The sequence below is a fragment of the Paraburkholderia megapolitana genome (genome assembly GCF_007556815.1).
GTDB classification, from domain to species: Bacteria; Pseudomonadota; Gammaproteobacteria; order Burkholderiales; family Burkholderiaceae; genus Paraburkholderia; species Paraburkholderia megapolitana.
Genome location: NZ_CP041745.1, coordinates 1,297,331 through 1,313,829, shown reverse-complemented (window position 1 = coordinate 1,313,829; position 16,499 = coordinate 1,297,331). Strand labels below are relative to the sequence as shown.

The 16,499-nt window shown below is 63.1% G+C and carries 17 protein-coding genes; 11 read left to right on the top strand and 6 right to left on the bottom strand.

The window, feature by feature from the left end; all coding sequences use genetic code 11:
• Nucleotides 1–23 precede the first annotated feature (23 nt).
• Nucleotides 24–1,187 carry a lactonase family protein gene (locus FNZ07_RS19310; RefSeq protein WP_091018500.1) on the bottom strand — a complete coding sequence of 388 codons (1,164 nt, stop codon included), beginning with the start codon at nt 1,185–1,187 and terminating at the stop codon, nt 24–26.
• A gap of 333 nt (nt 1,188–1,520) precedes the next feature.
• On the opposite strand from FNZ07_RS19310, the gene FNZ07_RS19305 reads away from it, so the two are divergent.
• The gene (locus FNZ07_RS19305; protein WP_091018502.1) at nt 1,521–1,679 is read left to right on the top strand and encodes a DUF3096 domain-containing protein; all 159 of its coding nucleotides are present in this window, start codon (nt 1,521–1,523) and stop codon (nt 1,677–1,679) included.
• A gap of 101 nt (nt 1,680–1,780) precedes the next feature.
• Here FNZ07_RS19305 and FNZ07_RS19300 read toward each other — a convergent pair whose 3' ends face one another.
• Entirely contained in the window at nt 1,781–2,026 is a 246-nt protein-coding gene (locus tag FNZ07_RS19300; protein WP_091018706.1) for a hypothetical protein, read from the bottom strand.
• A gap of 157 nt (nt 2,027–2,183) precedes the next feature.
• Here FNZ07_RS19300 and FNZ07_RS19295 point away from each other — a divergent pair, with 157 nt between their 5' ends.
• Nucleotides 2,184–4,061 (top strand): glycoside hydrolase family 15 protein, encoded by a 1,878-nt coding sequence (locus tag FNZ07_RS19295; RefSeq protein ID WP_091018504.1) that lies wholly within the window; start codon nt 2,184–2,186, stop codon nt 4,059–4,061.
• Between the two features lie 192 nt (nt 4,062–4,253).
• Nucleotides 4,254–5,540 (top strand): polyhydroxyalkanoate depolymerase, encoded by a 1,287-nt coding sequence (locus FNZ07_RS19290; RefSeq protein WP_091018506.1) that lies wholly within the window; start codon nt 4,254–4,256, stop codon nt 5,538–5,540.
• Nucleotides 5,541–5,610: 70 nt separating this feature from the next.
• Here the strand turns inward: FNZ07_RS19290 and FNZ07_RS19285 are convergent, their stop codons facing one another.
• Nucleotides 5,611–6,243, bottom strand: a complete 633-nt coding sequence (locus FNZ07_RS19285; RefSeq protein WP_091018508.1) for a TetR family transcriptional regulator — start codon at nt 6,241–6,243, stop codon at nt 5,611–5,613.
• A 293-nt stretch (nt 6,244–6,536) separates the two neighbouring features.
• Here FNZ07_RS19285 and rsxB point away from each other — a divergent pair, with 293 nt between their 5' ends.
• From rsxB to FNZ07_RS19270, 3 genes are all read left to right on the top strand, one after another.
• Nucleotides 6,537–7,427, top strand: coding sequence for an electron transport complex subunit RsxB (rsxB, locus tag FNZ07_RS19280; RefSeq protein ID WP_091018709.1), 891 nt, complete (start codon nt 6,537–6,539; stop codon nt 7,425–7,427).
• Nucleotides 7,428–7,436: 9 nt separating this feature from the next.
• A complete protein-coding gene (nth, locus tag FNZ07_RS19275) occupies nt 7,437–8,081 on the top strand; it encodes an endonuclease III (protein WP_091018511.1) in 645 nt (214 codons plus the stop codon).
• Nucleotides 8,082–8,188: 107 nt separating this feature from the next.
• Complete coding sequence (locus tag FNZ07_RS19270; protein WP_091018514.1) at nt 8,189–8,623, top strand: DUF1841 family protein; 435 nt, start codon at nt 8,189–8,191, stop codon at nt 8,621–8,623.
• 212 nt (nt 8,624–8,835) lie between these two features.
• On the opposite strand, the gene FNZ07_RS19265 is transcribed toward FNZ07_RS19270, so the two are convergent.
• Nucleotides 8,836–9,216 carry a c-type cytochrome gene (locus tag FNZ07_RS19265; RefSeq protein ID WP_091018516.1) on the bottom strand — a complete coding sequence of 127 codons (381 nt, stop codon included), beginning with the start codon at nt 9,214–9,216 and terminating at the stop codon, nt 8,836–8,838.
• Between the two features lie 60 nt (nt 9,217–9,276).
• Complete coding sequence (locus FNZ07_RS19260) at nt 9,277–9,645, bottom strand: c-type cytochrome (protein WP_091018518.1); 369 nt, start codon at nt 9,643–9,645, stop codon at nt 9,277–9,279.
• Nucleotides 9,646–9,964: 319 nt separating this feature from the next.
• Between FNZ07_RS19260 and FNZ07_RS19255 the strand changes: the two genes are divergently transcribed.
• The 5 genes from FNZ07_RS19255 to FNZ07_RS19235 all read left to right on the top strand — a co-directional run bounded on the left by FNZ07_RS19255 (nt 9,965) and on the right by FNZ07_RS19235 (nt 15,170).
• Nucleotides 9,965–10,807, top strand: coding sequence for an AAA family ATPase (locus FNZ07_RS19255; RefSeq protein ID WP_091018519.1), 843 nt, complete (start codon nt 9,965–9,967; stop codon nt 10,805–10,807).
• A gap of 21 nt (nt 10,808–10,828) precedes the next feature.
• Nucleotides 10,829–12,004 (top strand): vWA domain-containing protein, encoded by a 1,176-nt coding sequence (locus FNZ07_RS19250; RefSeq protein ID WP_091018521.1) that lies wholly within the window; start codon nt 10,829–10,831, stop codon nt 12,002–12,004.
• 83 nt (nt 12,005–12,087) lie between these two features.
• Nucleotides 12,088–13,308, top strand: a complete 1,221-nt coding sequence (locus FNZ07_RS19245) for a benzoate/H(+) symporter BenE family transporter (RefSeq protein WP_091018523.1) — start codon at nt 12,088–12,090, stop codon at nt 13,306–13,308.
• Between the two features lie 255 nt (nt 13,309–13,563).
• The gene (gene tal / locus FNZ07_RS19240) at nt 13,564–14,514 is read left to right on the top strand and encodes a transaldolase (RefSeq protein WP_091018525.1); all 951 of its coding nucleotides are present in this window, start codon (nt 13,564–13,566) and stop codon (nt 14,512–14,514) included.
• Between the two features lie 236 nt (nt 14,515–14,750).
• Nucleotides 14,751–15,170, top strand: coding sequence for a VOC family protein (locus FNZ07_RS19235; RefSeq protein ID WP_091018711.1), 420 nt, complete (start codon nt 14,751–14,753; stop codon nt 15,168–15,170).
• A 12-nt stretch (nt 15,171–15,182) separates the two neighbouring features.
• On the opposite strand, the gene FNZ07_RS19230 is transcribed toward FNZ07_RS19235, so the two are convergent.
• A complete protein-coding gene (locus tag FNZ07_RS19230; RefSeq protein ID WP_091018527.1) occupies nt 15,183–16,409 on the bottom strand; it encodes an FUSC family protein in 1,227 nt (408 codons plus the stop codon).
• Between the last annotated feature and the right edge of the window lie 90 nt (nt 16,410–16,499).

Sequence of the window (16,499 nt, the reverse complement as noted above, 5' to 3'; positions counted from 1 at the left end):
GCGCGCCGCGTTCCCTCAGAACATCACGACGGCGAAACCAGCTTGAAGTCCACCGGCGAGCCGATATCGACACGCTTCGGATTCGCTTCGAGCAACCCGGTCTGCTGATCGCGCCGGAACACATACATCGTATCGCTGCCCTGATTGCCGACGATCAGCCATTGTCCGGTCGGATCGATCGCAAATTCGCGCGGCGACTTGCCGAGACTCGACTGACGCCCGACCAGTTTCAGATGGCCGTTGGCGGCGTCGACCGCGAAGATGACGATCTCGTTCGCGTCGCCGCGATTGCTCGCGTAGACAAAGCGTCCGTCCGGCGACAGATGGATCGCCGCCGCCCCCACCTGCCCCTTGAAGCCTGGCTCTGTCAACGGCACGACCTGCGCGAGCTTGAGCTTGCCGTCGTTGTAATCGAACACGCTGACGGTGGCGGCAAGTTCGCTCGTCAGATAGGCGTGGCGTCCGTCGGCGCCGAACACCAGATGACGCGGACCGCTACCGGCCTTCACATCGGTGTAGCGCACCTCGGTCGGACCGAACAGGCCGCGGCTGCCATCGGGCGTATAGCGATACGAATACAGCTTGTCCGCACCGAGATCCTGGGTGAACAGATAATGGCCATCCGGCGAGAACACTGTGGAGTGCACATGCGAATTGTCCTGGCGCCCCTTCACCGGCCCGCCGCCTTCGTGATGCACGGTCAGCACCGACGTACCGACCTGGCCGTCCGCCTGCAGCGGGAACACAGCGAAGCTGCCGCCCGGATCGGCCGCCACCGAGTAGTTCGCGGTGAGCAGATACTTGCCGTCCGGCGACAGGCTCAGATAGCACGGATCGTTACCCTCGGACGAAACCGTGTTGAGAAAAGTGAGTTGTCCGCTCGGCGCATCGAAGCGAAATGCGCTGATGCCGCCGCGTTGCGTTGCCGGGCCGTTATCGCCGGGCCCTTCGTTCACCGCGTACACATAGCGACGATCGCCGCTCACGACGAGGTACGACGGATTCACCGTTTTCGCGACGGACACGGGCGTCGCATCGCCGGTTTTCGCGTCGAAGCGATAGACGTAAAGTCCTTCGCTCTTGCCGCCGGTGTAGGTGCCGATCAGCAGGTCATAGACGCCGTTGGCAGGTGCCGGCGTAGCGGCCGGTGTTTGAGCAAACGCATGAGTAGCAACGATCGAAGCCATGAGGGCAAAACCTTTGATTATCGAGCGGACGGATCGGGCAGGTACGGTCTTATGACCAGGCACTTCGTCAGACTGTGGCGCGGCGTTTGCTACAGCTTGGTTGCTGCGATGCATGAATGCCTCCTCAACAGCGGTTTTTGGGGTTGTGATGTGTGTCGCTGGTCTGCCGCGCGGTTGTTATGGTTCGACCTGACCGCGTCGAACGGTGCGAACAGTATAAAAGCGTTGCACGGGGCTCGTTGTGGATTTAGGCACAGTCATACTGTCGATCGCCTCGTATCCTGTGCGAATCGAATCGATTTGCCTCACCGCGGTTCAACCTACGGAGTCGCCATGAACGTCACACTCAGTCTGGGTCCACTCGTCTCGCTGATCGCCGGCATCCTGATCCTCGTGATGCCGCGTCTGCTCAACTTCATCGTCGCGCTGTACCTGATCATCATCGGCCTGATTGGTCTGTTCGGGGTCGGCAGTTCGCACATGCATTTCTGACCTATCGCGGATGCCGCAGACAGGCGTGCACCGACGCCTGAGCGCGTCGCTCGTTTCCACAGTAGAAACGCGTCCGGACCGGACGCGGAGCCCGGTCGTGCTCAGCCGTTGGACAACTGGTCGAGCCGCAGCCGTCCCTGCAGCGACAGACCGCCGACGGCATAATGACCGTCGCCGTCCTGATGACGCTTGAAGCACGCACGCTCGATCAGGAACGCGGCCGCGGTCTCCATCCCGTTGCGGGACAGGCCGAGCCGGTGTGAGTCGAGCGGCAGCAGGGAGTCGTCGGTGAGCTGGCTTGCAGCGGAGAGTATCGTGACGCAATCGGATTTCGACGGGTTCAGCATGGCGTGATCCTCGAAACGGCAACTGGCGGTGCGGCGGCTGACGGACACCGCGCAAACGGTGCGCAGCATCTGTCGGCAATCCCCGGAATTCCGATTGTAGGTAGCGCGCGCGCAGAATGCCAATGACCTTTTTCCTAACGGAACAGACCGCAGAACCATGCCCTCACCCATCGAAGATTACGCACTCGTCGGCGACGGCCACACGGCCGCGCTGATTTCCCGCACCGGTTCCGTCGACTGGCTTTGCTGGCCGCGTTTCGACTCCGGTGCGTGCTTCGCCGCGCTGCTCGGCAACGAAGACAACGGCCGCTGGTTGCTCTCTCCCATCAGCGACGAGCCCCCCGTCATCACGCGGCGCTATCGCGGCGAGACGCTGATCCTTGAAACCGATTTCGAAACGGCCGAAGGCGAGGTCACTGTGATCGACTTCATGCCGCCCGGCAACGGCTGGTCGGAACTCGTGCGTATCGTTGTCGGCCGGCGCGGTACCGTGCGCATGCAGATGGAACTCGTGCTGCGCTTCGATTACGGCTTCTCGATACCGTGGGTCAGCCGCCTCCCGAACGACAGCGGCGTGCAGGCGATCGTCGGGCCCGATACCGCGGTGCTGCGCACACCGGTCGAACTGCGCGGCGAGAATATGCGCACGATGGCCGAGTTCACCGTCACGGCCGGCGAGCGCGTGCCGTTCTCGCTCGCCTACGCGGCGTCGCATCTGCGCGTGCCGCCCGCGCGCGACCCGCACACTTCGCTCGCGCGCACCGAAAACCACTGGCTCGAATGGTCGGCGCGCAGCACGATCGAAGGCCGCTGGGCCGAGCCGATCCGCCGCTCGTTGATTACGCTGAAAGCACTTGCGTACGAACCGACCGGCGGCATCGTCGCCGCGCCGACCACCTCGCTGCCCGAACAGCTCGGCGGCACACGTAACTGGGACTATCGCTACTGCTGGCTGCGCGACGCGACGATCACGCTACTCGCGATGATGCGCGGCGGCTACTACGACGAAGCGCGTGCCTGGCGCACGTGGCTCGGCCGCGTGATGGCCGGCTCGCCCGAGCAGTTGCAGATCATGTATGGCATTGGCGGTGAGCGCCGCTTGCCGGAGGTCGAGCTCGACTGGCTGGCGGGTTATGAAGGCGCGAAGCCGGTGCGCATCGGCAACAACGCGGTCGGCCAGTTGCAACTCGACGTTTATGGCGAAGTGATGAATGCCCTGCACCTCGCGCGCGTGGGCGGCCTGCAAGCCGACGAAACTGCCTGGACCGTGCAGTGCACGATGCTCAAGCATCTCGAGACGATCTGGACGGAGCCCGACGAAGGCATCTGGGAAACGCGCGGCGGACGCCAGCACTTCACGTTCTCGAAAGTCATGGCGTGGGTCGCCTTTGATCGCGCGATCCAGTCGGCCGAAACTTTCAATCTGCCTGCGCCGCTCGAACACTGGCACGAGATGCGCGAGCGGATTCACGCCGAGGTGTGCGAGAAAAGCTGGAATCCGAAGCTGAATGCATTCACCCAGGTGTACGGCGGCGACGATCTCGACGCGAGCACGCTGCTGATCCCGCTTCTCGGCTTCCTGCCGCCATCCGATCCGCGCATCGCGGGCACGGTCGCGGCCATCGAGAAAACCTTGATGCACGACGGCTTCGTGATGCGCTACCGCACCACCGAGTTCGACGACGGCTTGCCGCCCGGCGAAGGCACGTTCCTCGCGTGCAGTTTCTGGATGGTCGACAACCTCGCGCTGCAAGGCCGCGTTGCCGAGGCTCACGAGATGTACGAGCGGCTGCTCGCCCTCGCGAACGACGTCGGACTTCTGGCGGAGGAATACGACCCGGCGGCGCGGCGGCTCGTCGGTAATTTCCCTCAGGCGTTTTCGCACGTTGCGCTCGTGCACACCGGTTTAAACCTGATGAAACACGAGCAGGAAATGGCTAAAGCAACCGGCCAGCCGGCCCACGACGGCCAGCCGGCGGGCCTCACGCCCTCCGCGAGCGCGCCGGGCCAGGATCAGAGCCAGACCTCCGTCTGAAATTACGGCGGCCTGTAGTCCCCCAAAGTGACGACAGGCTTGACAATTGTTGCATTGCACAAACAGACGACGTCCGATATCATCTCCAGCCAATAACGGCCGATACCCTGTTGTCGTCAACCAATACGGCCCGCTCCAACGCTACGCGCGCAACGCGCAGCCTGTGCGAACCGTTCCAAAGCCGGAGCCCCCATGCTCTATCAGTTGCATGAATTCCAGCGCGCGATGCTGAGCCCGCTTACCGCCTGGGCCCAGGCTGCGTCGAAATCGTTCGCGAATCCCGCCAGCCCGCTTGCCTATGTGCCCGGCGCCACGCGCCTGTCCGCCGGCTACGAACTGCTGTACCGGCTCGGCAAGGACTACGAGAAGCCCGAATTCAATCTGCACCAGATCGTCAAGGACGGCCACAACATTCCGATCGTCGAACAGACGATCATCGAAAAGCCGTTCTGCCGGCTGCTGCGCTTCAAGCGCTACGCCGACGACAGCGATGCCGTCACGCAGCTGAAAGACGAGCCGGTCGTACTGGTCTGTGCGCCGCTGTCCGGACACCATTCCACGCTGCTGCGCGACACCGTGCGCACGCTGCTGCAGGACCACAAGGTCTACATCACCGACTGGATCGATGCACGGATGGTACCGGTCGAAAACGGCGCGTTCGGTCTCGACGACTACATCGCGTACATTCAGGAATTCATCCGCCATATCGGCGCGAAAGAGCTGCATGTCATCTCGGTCTGTCAGCCTACCGTTCCGGTGCTCGCAGCGATCTCGCTGATGGCGAGCCGCGGCGAAGACACGCCGCGCACGATGACGATGATGGGTGGCCCGATCGACGCCCGCAAGAGCCCGACTGCGGTGAATTCGCTGGCCACGCAGCGTTCGTTCGAATGGTTCGACAACAACGTGATCTACACGGTGCCGCCTAACTATCCGGGCGTCGGCCGCAAGGTGTATCCGGGCTTCCTGCAGCACACCGGCTTCGTCGCGATGAATCCTGAGCGCCATGCGGCCTCGCACTGGGACTACTACCAGAGCCTGATGCGCGGCGACGAAGAAGATGCCGATGCGCATCGCCGCTTCTACGACGAGTACAACGCCGTACTCGACATGGCCGCCGAATATTATCTGGAGACGATTCGCATCGTGTTCCAGGAATTCCAGCTCGCCGAGGGCACGTGGGTCGTGGACGGTGAGCCGGTGCGTCCGCAGGACATCAAGAAGACCGCGCTCTTCACGATTGAAGGCGAGCTCGACGACATCTCCGGCAGCGGTCAGACGCATGCCGCGCTCGAGTTGTGCAGCGGTATCGCGGCAAAGAACAAGCAGCAGTTCACCGCGGAAAAATGCGGCCACTACGGCATCTTCTCGGGCCGCCGCTGGCGCACGATTATTTATCCGCAGCTGCGCGACTTCATCCTCGCGCATAACAAGAGCACGAAGCCTTCGAAGAGCGAGAAAGAGAAGATCGAAGCGTAACTTCTTTAGCTTCGTCGCTGCAAACAGACGGCGCCCCGAGGGGCGCCGTTGTCATATCCAATGTTGAGCGTCAACGACGCAACAGATACGCAAGCAGGATGTCGGTATTCATCTGCATGATCTCGCTGCGCTCGGCAGGCGCGCTGAAGTCGCGGCCGAGTGTCGCCTCGAGCGTAAAGCGGTTCGATACGCTGTAGTAGCCCATGCCCGATAACGTCATGTACAGCCGCAGCGAATCGACGTTCGTGCGAAACAGTCCGGCACGTTGCCCGCGTTCGAGAATACCGCCGAGCGTGGCAACGATCGGCGAGATCATTTCGCGAATGCGCGTCGACTTCTTCATGTAGCGCGCTTCGTGCAGGTTCTCGTTGTTGATGAGACGCAGCAGTTCGGGATGGTCGCGATAGTAGTCCCAGACGAAATGCGCGAGCCGCGTGATGGCTTCGACGGGCGCAACGCCACCGAGATCGAGCGTGCGCTCGGCTTCGGTCAGTGCGGTGAATGCGTGTTCGAGTACTGCGGTGAAAAGCTGCTCCTTGCTACCGAAGTAGTAGTAGAGCATGCGTTCGTTTGTCTCCGCACGACGGGCAATCTGGTCGACACGTGCGCCGAACAGACCTCCGTTTGCAAACTCTTCGGCCGCCGCGAGCAGGATGCGGCGCCGGGTGCCTTCAGGATCTCTTTTGATTTTCGGCTGATTCATGGTGGCATGTGCTTCGTGAGCCGCGTTTCCGGATCGCGCCGCCGGCCTCCTCGGACCGTGCACCGACAGCACTGTACGGGCGCGCCATGGTTGGGGGACACCCTCCTGCGGTCTTTCAAAAAAGCGCCTCGATTATGGCACATGGTTTGACGATGGCAATTGGGGAAATCGGCGATAATCGCGGTTTGGCCGAAGCGCCGCCTGGCCTGCCCGGGGCGAGCCCCAAGCAGGCTTGCCGAACCCCTGCCATGCCTGCAATGGCCCAGCCAGCGGCCCGCCCCGACGTTGTCACCGTGACCGATTCCAGAACACTCGCAGACCGCATCGAAGATCTGCTGCCCCAGACGCAATGCACGAAGTGCGGCTACGACGGCTGCCGTCCGTACGCCGAAGCAATCGCGCAAGGCACCGCGAACTACAATCAGTGCCCACCTGGCGGCGCCGAGGGCGTCGCGCGTCTCGCCACATTGCTCGGCAAGCGCGTTATTCCGATCAATCCCGTCAACGGTGTCGAACGTCCGCGGCCGGTTGCGGTGATCGAAGAAAGCCTGTGCATCGGTTGTACGCTGTGCGCGCAGGCTTGTCCCGTCGATGCGATCGTGGGTGCGGCCAAGCAGATGCATACGGTCGTCGCTTCGCTGTGCACGGGCTGCGACCTGTGTGTGCCGCCCTGCCCGGTCGACTGTATCGACATGCTCCCGGTCACCGGCGAACGTACCGGCTGGGACGCCTGGACCCAGCAGCAGGCCGACGATGCGCGCGCGCATCACGACCAGCATATGGCGCGCCTCGCACGCGAGCGCGAAGCAGCCGAGGCGCGTGCGGCCGCACGGCGCAACGCGAGCAGCGCGGCGGCACATGCAGCGGCAGACGCAAGTGGAACGGCAACAACCGCACCGGCAGGTACGACATCCCCTGCAACGCCCAGCCCCGACGACGCCGAAGCCAGAAAACGTGCGACGATCCAAGCCGCGCTCGACCGTGCGCGCAAGAAGAAAGAAGAACTGGCCGCCCAGGGCCAGGCGCCGAAGAACATCGCGAGCGTCAGCCCCGAAGTGCAGGCACAGATCGACGCGGCGGAAGCGCGCCGCCGTCGGCTTGGCATTGCATCAGACGGCGATGCGCCATCAACGGATGGCGACGCAGCCGGCAACCCGTCCGACCTCCCTCCTACGAAGCGCTGACCGCCCCGCATGAACGCGAACAAACGCCGCGCCATCTATGAAGCGCTCCAGAGCCTCAATCCGCATCCGACCACCGAGCTCGAATACACCACACCGTTCGAACTGCTGATCGCCGTGATGTTGTCGGCGCAAGCCACCGATGTGTCCGTGAACAAGGCGATGCGCAAGATGTTTCCGGTGGCGAACACGCCGCAGCAGATCGTCGCACTCGGCGAGGAAGGCGTGACCGGCTACATCAAGACGATCGGCCTGTTCCGGACCAAGGCAAAGAACGTCGTCGCGACCTGCCGCATCCTGATCGAGCGCTACGACGGCGCGGTGCCGGCCGATCGCGAGGCGCTCGAGAGCTTGCCGGGGGTGGGCCGCAAGACCGCGAACGTGATTCTGAACACGGCGTTCGGCCAGCCGACCATTGCCGTCGATACGCACATCTTCCGCGTCGCCAATCGCACCGGGCTCGCGCCAGGCAAGGACGTACGCGCGGTCGAAACGGCGCTCGAGAAATTCACACCCGAGGAATTTCGCCACGACGCACATCACTGGTTGATCCTGCACGGTCGCTACGTATGCAAGGCGCGCCGTCCCGAATGCTGGCATTGCGTGATCGAGCCGCTCTGCGAATTCAGGCCAAAAACACCGCCACCGGACCTCTGAGCCCGACCCCGCACCCGTCTGCGCCGTGTGGCGCGGCGGCGTAAAATACGCGCTTGCCGCTGCATCTTGCATCGATAGCCGCCCCACTCCGCCTTCAACAGTCCACGATGTTCAATCCCAGCCGCGACGAAGTCCGACGCTTCTTCACCGATACCTGGCGCAAGCAGCGCGCAGGCGAAATCCTGACACCACTCGAGGCGATCGCCGCCGACTGGATCGTCGAGCATCCCGAATACCATGCGGAACTCGCGGATGCCGATACCGCGGCGAGCCAGGACTATTCGCCCGAAGGCGGCAAGACCAACCCGTTCCTGCATCTGTCGATGCACCTCGCGATCAGCGAGCAACTGTCGATCGATCAACCGCTAGGCATTCGCGCCGCACACGAACGCCTGGCGGCGCGCCTAGGCTCGACCCACGACGCGCAGCACGCGATCATGGAATGCCTCGGCGAAACGATCTGGGAAGCGCAGCGCACCGGCACGCCACCGGATACGGATGCGTATCTGGCACGCATCGAACGGCGCGCGTCGCGGGACTAAGCCCGGGCGCGTATCCGCTACTGAAGAACACCCGATGACGAAGGCCCTCGGCCCCGGTGCGGCAAAACGTCGCGCCTGCGCGGCCGACCCGGTCGCAACGCGTCCCGCATCGACTGCACAACAACAGGCTCCGAAAAGCAAACACCCCGCCGCAGCGGGGTGTTTGCTTTCACACAGAGCAACTCAAAGCCAGCGGTAACCAGCGTCGTGGCTTACTTCTTCTGCACGAGGTCGCCGTTCAGCGACTCGATATAGGCCCCAAGGTCCTTCATATCGCTCGGCGACAGGCTCTGCACCTGAGCCTGCATGATCGGATTGCTACGGCCGAGATGCGGATTGCTGGTGCCCATCTGATACTGCCTGAGCGCCCAATAAATGTAGTCGGAATGCTGACCCGCGAGCTTCGGATATTCCGGGCTCACCGGATTGTTCAGGCCCGGACCATGGCAAGACGCGCAGTTATGCGCATCGGCGATCACCTTGCCGTTGGCCGCATCGGCCGCGTAGGCTGCCGGCGCCGCGGCAAGACCGAGCAGCGTGGCCACGCATGCAGCCTTGAACACTGTGTGGAGTGCCTGTTGGGGCTTCTTCATGAATTCTCCTATCCCGCGAATGTGGGTAAACCGGATGACTGGACAGAAAGGCTCAGCCGGTCACTTGTCGGGATTGTTCTTCGAAGAGGATGTTTGCGCCGCGTAGTACGCCGCGATGTCGGCAATGTCCTGATCCGACAGCGAGGTCGCGATGGCGCGCATGGTTTCGAAATGACGGTCGCCCTTCTTGTAGGCACGCAACGCGTTTTCAATGTACTGCCGGTTCTGCCCGCCAAGCTCGGGTACCCGGTAGACCTCCGGGTACGCGGTGCGGTAGCCGGGGATGCCGTGGCAGCCGATACACATCGCGACCTTGCCCTGGCCCGCTTTCGCGTTGCCCACGACGTCCGCTGCCTGCGCGGTGGCCGCGAAGCCCGCAAGCGCGAACAACGCTGCGATCACGACATGTTTGCCGACGAATTTATTCATAGCATGTAACCTGGCATGAGGGGAAACGGGCGCCCAAAAAAGGCAACGGCCTGCGCCGTTATTCTTGTTGAGATGCCACGCAGGCCAAAAAAATCGGGCTAATTGTACCGCGACGCTACGCCGGGCGTCCACAGCGCGGGCGGGGCCAGCGGTCGGCGTATTCCCGGAGTCGCACGGGCGAGCCTGCCGTACGCGTAGCCACCCGCGACCGGACACGCAACGCCATGCGCACCGCCGTTCGACACCCTACACGAGCCGCTTTCAGCACGAAAGGGCTTCTGACTTATACTGGGCTTTTCCTCCCACAGAGCCTGTCGCCATGCGTTTCGAAGGTTCCTCGCAGTACGTCGCCACCGACGACCTCAAGCTCGCCGTCAACGCCGCCATGACATTGCGGCGTCCGCTGCTCATCAAGGGCGAGCCCGGCACCGGCAAGACGATGCTGGCCGAAGAAGTCGCCGGCGCGCTCGGCATGCCGCTCATGCAGTGGCACATCAAGTCCACCACCAAGGCACAGCAGGGCCTCTACGAATACGACGCGGTCTCGCGGTTGCGCGATTCGCAGCTCGGCGACGAGCGCGTGCAGGACATCCGCAACTACATCGTCAAGGGCGTGCTCTGGCAGGCGTTCGAGTCGGACCAGCAGACCGTACTGCTGATCGACGAGATCGACAAGGCCGACATCGAGTTTCCGAATGATCTGCTGCGCGAACTCGACCGCATGGAATTCTATGTGTACGAGACGCGCGAACTGGTCAAGGCCAAGGAGCGCCCGCTCGTCATCATCACGTCGAATAACGAAAAGGAGCTGCCCGACGCATTCCTGCGCCGGTGTTTCTTTCACTACATCAAGTTTCCCGAACCGTCGACGATGCAGCAGATCGTCGAGGTGCACTACCCCGGCATCAAGCAGGAACTGCTGCGCGCAGCGCTCGAGAGCTTCTTCGCGCTGCGCAACGTGTCGGGCCTGAAGAAGAAGCCGTCCACGTCGGAACTGCTCGACTGGCTGAAGCTGCTGCTCGCGGAAGACATTCCGCCCGAAGCGCTGCGCTCGACGGATCACAAGCAGATCATTCCGCCGCTGCACGGTGCGCTGCTGAAAAACGAACAGGACGTGAGCCTGTTCGAGCGGCTGATCTTCATGAACCGCAACAACCGTTGATCATCCGCTGAGAGCCCCCGCATGCTGATCGACTTCTTCTACACGCTGCGCTCCGCCAAACTGCCGGTGTCGGTGAAGGAATACCTGACGCTGCTCGAAGCGTTGAAGGCCGGCGTAATCGCGCCGTCGCTCGACGAGTTCTATTACCTCGCGCGCATGACGCTCGTGAAGGACGAGCAGTACTTCGACAAGTTCGACCAGGCATTCGGCGCGTATTTCAACGGTATCGAGCAGAAGTCGGAGCTCGCCTTCGACGTGCCGCTCGACTGGCTGAAGAAGAAGCTGGAACGCGACCTGTCACCGGAAGAAAAAGCGCAGATCGAAGCGATGGGCGGTCTCGACAAGCTGATGGAACGCCTGAAGCAGCTCTTCGAAGAACAGAAGGAGCGTCACGAAGGCGGCAACAAGTGGATCGGCACCGGCGGTACCTCGCCGTTCGGTAACGGCGGCTATAACCCCGAGGGCATTCGCATCGGCGGCGAAGCGTCGGGTAATCGCTCGGCTGTGAAGGTGTGGGAAGCGCGCGCGTATCGCGACTACGACGATCAGGTCGAGATCGGCACGCGCAACATCAAGGTCGCGCTGCGGCGCCTGCGCCGATTCGCGCGCGAAGGCGCCGCCGAAGAACTCGATTTGCCGGACACGATCCGCAGCACCGCCGCGAATGCCGGCTGGCTCGACATCAAGATGGTCCCCGAGCGGCACAACAACGTGAAGGTGCTGATGCTGCTCGATGTGGGTGGATCAATGGACGATCACATCAAGCGCACCGAAGAACTGTTCTCCGCCGCCAAGGCCGAATTCAAGCATCTCGAGTTCTACTACTTCCACAACTGCGTGTACGACTTCCTGTGGAAGAACAATCGCCGCCGCCACGCCGAGCGCACCGCGACGTGGGACGTGCTGCACAAGTTCACGCCCGACTACAAGCTGATCTTCGTCGGCGATGCGACCATGAGCCCTTACGAAGTCCTGCAGGCCGGCGGCTCCGTCGAATACAACAACGCCGAAGCCGGCGCCGTCTGGCTGCGCCGGCTCGCCGACCAGTTCCCGCATCACGCATGGCTGAATCCGGAACCGGAAGGGCTGTGGGAGTATCGGCAATCGGTGGCGGTGATCCGCGAAGTGCTCGGCTACCGGATGTACCCGCTTACCCTCGCCGGGCTCGAAGCGTCGATGCGCGCGCTCAGCAAATAGGCACGCTGTACCGCACGGCAGCAGCCCGGTCGCAGTACCACGCCGCAAACGCATAACAACAACATCAGACCCGATCTTCACGCATGAACCCGCCGTCAACTCCCAACCTGTCTCCTTCCGCCGCCGCACCGGCACGCATCCGGCCATGGGCCGATACCTCTCTGTCGTCGCTGGTTGCGGGTTTCGTCGCGATGATGACCGGCTACACCAGTGCGCTCGTGCTGATGTTTCAGGCGGGCCAGGCCGCGCATCTGTCGGATGCGCAGATTTCATCGTGGATCTGGGCGCTGTCGATCGGCATGGCGGTGACCACCATCGGCCTGTCGCTGCGCTTTCGCGCGCCGATCGTGACTGCCTGGTCGACGCCCGGCGCGGCGCTCCTCGTCACATCGCTGCCTCATGTTCCGTATCCGCAGGCGATCGGCGCATTCATCGTGTGCGCGCTGCTGATTACGGCGGTCGGCCTGACCGGCTGGTTCGATACGCTGATGAAGAAGATCCCGGCCGGTATCGCATCGGCATTGCTCGCGGGCATCCTGTTCGAGATCGGCATCGGCATCTTTCACGCCGCGCAGTCGCGCACCGCACTCGTGCTGACGATGTTTTTCACGTACCTGATCGTCAAGCGGTTCGCGCCGCGCTATGCGATAGTCACGACGCTGATTGTCGGGACCGCGGTCGCGGGCGGCCTTGGGTTGCTCGACTTCAGCCGCTTCCATGTCGCGTTCGCGCACCCCGTATTGACGCTGCCGTCGTTCTCGATTGCGGCAATCGTCAGCATCGGCATCCCGCTCTTTGTCGTCGCGATGGCCTCGCAGAACGTGCCGGGGATTGCCGTACTGCGCGCCGACGGCTACCAGACACCCTCGGCACCGTTGATCGCGACGACCGGTCTCGCTTCGCTCGTGTTCGCTCCGTTCGGCTCACACGGCATCAATCTCGCCGCCATTACCGCCGCCCTCTGCACCGGTCCGCAAGCGCACGAGGACCGGTCAAAACGCTACACCGCGGCGCTCTGGTGCGGCATGTTCTACCTGCTCGCGGGGATTTTCGGCGCGACGATCGCCGCGCTCTTCGCAGCGCTGCCGCAAGCGCTCGTCGTATCGGTTGCGGCGCTGGCGCTGTTCGGCTCGATCTCGAGCGGTCTCGCCAACGCGATGCAGGCCCCGAATCAGCGTGAAGCGGCGCTCGTCACGTTCATGGTGACCGCGTCGGGGCTGACGCTGCTATCGATCGGCTCGGCGTTCTGGGGGCTGGTCGCGGGTGTGGTCACACAGGTCGTGCTGAGCGCGCGGCGCGCCTGAACGGCGTCGCCGCATGCCGCGCAGTGGGCGATGAAATGAACCCTCAGGCGAATGCGGAACGGGCCAGCCGCCGCACAAGTCAAAAACACATCACCCGATCCGCCATAGAATAGAGGCCGGGAGCCGCGCTTCGCGGTAACATCGAACGCGATGCTACGTGAGCGCTTCGGGACGACCGGCAGGCACGCCTGCCGGTCGTCGGTTCGGCAACATCACCCTTTTTGACCACGCGCCCACGCGCCTGGAAGGCCCGCTATGACTACCGCACTCGATCAACTCAAGCAGTACACCGTCGTCGTCGCCGATACCGGCGACTTCCAGCAGCTTGCCCAGTACAAGCCCCGCGACGCGACCACCAACCCGTCGCTGATCCTCAAGGCCGTACAGAAAGACGACTACAAGCCGCTGCTCGAAAAAACCGTGCGCGACCACGCGTCGAAGCCGGTTGGCGCGATCATCGACCGCTTGCTGATCGCGTTCGGTACCGAAATCCTGAAGATCATCCCGGGTCGCGTGTCGACCGAAGTCGACGCGCGGTTGTCGTTCGACACCCAGGCCTCGATCGATAAAGGTCGCGAAATCATCAAGCTGTATCAGGACGCAGGCATCGGCCGCGAACGCATCCTGATCAAGCTCGCGTCGACGTGGGAAGGCATCCGTGCCGCCGAGGTACTGCAAAAAGAAGGCATCCACTGCAACATGACGCTGCTGTTCTCGCTTGCCCAGGCCGCTGCCTGCGCGGAAGCGGGCGCACAGCTGATCTCGCCGTTCGTCGGCCGCATCTATGACTGGTACAAGAAGTCGGCGGGCAGCGCATGGGATGAAGTGAAAGACGGTGGCGCAAACGATCCGGGCGTGAAGTCGGTGCGTCGCATCTATGGTTACTACAAGACGTTCGGCTACAAGACCGAAGTGATGGGCGCAAGCTTCCGCACGGTTTCGCAGATCACGGAACTCGCCGGTTGCGACCTGCTGACCATCAGCCCCGATCTGCTGCAAAAGCTGCAGGACAGCAACGACACGCTTGAGCGCAAGCTGTTGCCGGACGCGAAGGACACCAACGCAACGCGCGTCGCGGTCGACGAATCGTCGTTCCGCTTCCAGCTCAACGACGACGCGATGGCCACCGAAAAGCTTGCGGAAGGCATTCGCACCTTCGCCGCCGACGCAGTCAAGCTGGAAAAGCTGATCGAAGCGCTGCGTTAAACGCGACAGCCGCACCTCTCCTGCACCGCGCACGGTCCCACAGGCCGTGCGCGGTTTTTCTTTGTAGCTGGCTCATAGTCGCCTCGTAGCGGCGCGCCTGCGTTTCGTTCGAATCCCCACGTTGCCCCCGAAGTTTCGTCACAGGATGCACTGCGGCGAAGCCTACAATCGTGAGCTCGGATGCACGGCGCATCGACGCCGCGCGTACCGTCACGTCAACGATCCAGGAGACGATCATGTACGTCCAGCCTTATCTGTTCTTCAACGGCCGCTGCGAAGAAGCGCTCGAGTACTACCGCGACAAGCTCGGTGCGCAGATCCTGCTCAAGATGCACTTTCGCGATGCGCCGCCGAACCCCGATCAGCCGATCAACCCCGATCTGGCTGACAAGGTCATGCATACGTCGTTTCAGATCGGTACGACCGTGCTGATGGGTTCGGACGGCGACTGCAACGCCGCAGCACCCCAGCCGGCCGGCTTCTCGCTGTCCCTGACCGCCGACGACGAAGCATCCGCAAAACGCTACTACGATGCGCTGGCGCAAGACGGCAAGGTCACGATGCCGTTCCAGAAAACGTTCTGGGCCAAAGGCTTCGGGATGCTGGTGGATCGCTTCGGCATTGCGTGGATGGTTTCCGTGCCCGAACCGGAATAACCGACAACGAGCTTACTGCGGTGACGCGGGCGGCTTCGTGTGCGCATCGATGTTCCAGTGCCTCTCGGTCTGCGCGAGCAGCGCGCGCAACTGCTCGACCTGCTCCGCGAGCCGCAACCCGAGCCAGTAGGGCCCCTGCAGGTCGGCGGGTAGGTCGGGCTGCGGATCGGCCGGCAGATTCGTCGCGGGATCGATCGGCGTACCGGCGACTGTGACCGGGGCCGGCGGCGCTTCCGGCATCCTGAACCGCGTCGCGCCCGCGAAGCGCAGCGCGCGCGCCGAGCCGAGCAGCACACCGCGCACCCGATGCCACTGCGGGCCGCACTGCTGCGCGAAAGCAGCACGCGCCGCCGCATCGACGTGCGTGAGCGTGCCGGTCGTCATCATCTCGAGCGCGCTCAGCATCGAACGATGCAGCCGCTGAATGTCGTCCAGCATCGATTGCGGCACATCGATTTCCTTCGCCACCGACGGTATCAGCGCGCGCAGCTGCACGAGCCGCGTGCCGAGTCGCAGGAACGTGCGCGTCTGCTCCTCCGCGGACAACGCCGCGCCAACCGCGCCGCCGCCCACCATCCGCGTGTAGATACGCGCGCATTCGCGCAGGTTGTCGGCGAGCAGATAGCGCCACGAATACGTCGCGTAGAGCGGCAACGCGAACGAAAACGCCAACGCGATAACAATGCCGATCAACACGTTTGCCGTGCGCCACAGACCGACATCGATCGCGTTGTGGCCATGGCCCGCGACGATCACCATCGTGATCGCGGTCAGCAGCGCGAGATAGCCTGCCTTGCCGATCGCGTACCAGCTGCACACGCCAGCGATCAGCGACATCAGCACATAAGTGAGCGGTAACGAGCCGATCAGGTGCTGCTGGATAATCAGCCCGAGCCCGATCGTTGCGCCGAGCAGCGTACCCGCCGCGCGCTCGGCCGCTTTCTTGCGGATATTGCCCTGATGCTGCAAACCGCCGATCACCACCAGCAGCGTCACCGATGCCCACACGCCGTTCGGAATGTCGATACCGGTCGTGGCGAGAATCGACACGAGCATGGCGAGACCAACGCGCACGCCGTGAATCAGCTTGGCGTGCCGGTAGCGATAGAACGGCGACGTTGCGATGCGCCAGAGCCGCGCAAAGCGCGAGCGCGGCGAACGCGGTGCGGGCGACACCGGAGCGGCAGCGGAACCTGAACGGTCAGGATCGGGATCGCGATCGGAATCGGACAAAGCCATGAGACGAACCGGGTGACGCGTGGACGATAAGGCCAATTATCGCGCCCGGCAAAAGAAAAGCCCGCAACTTTCGTTGCGGGCCCGTGTGTC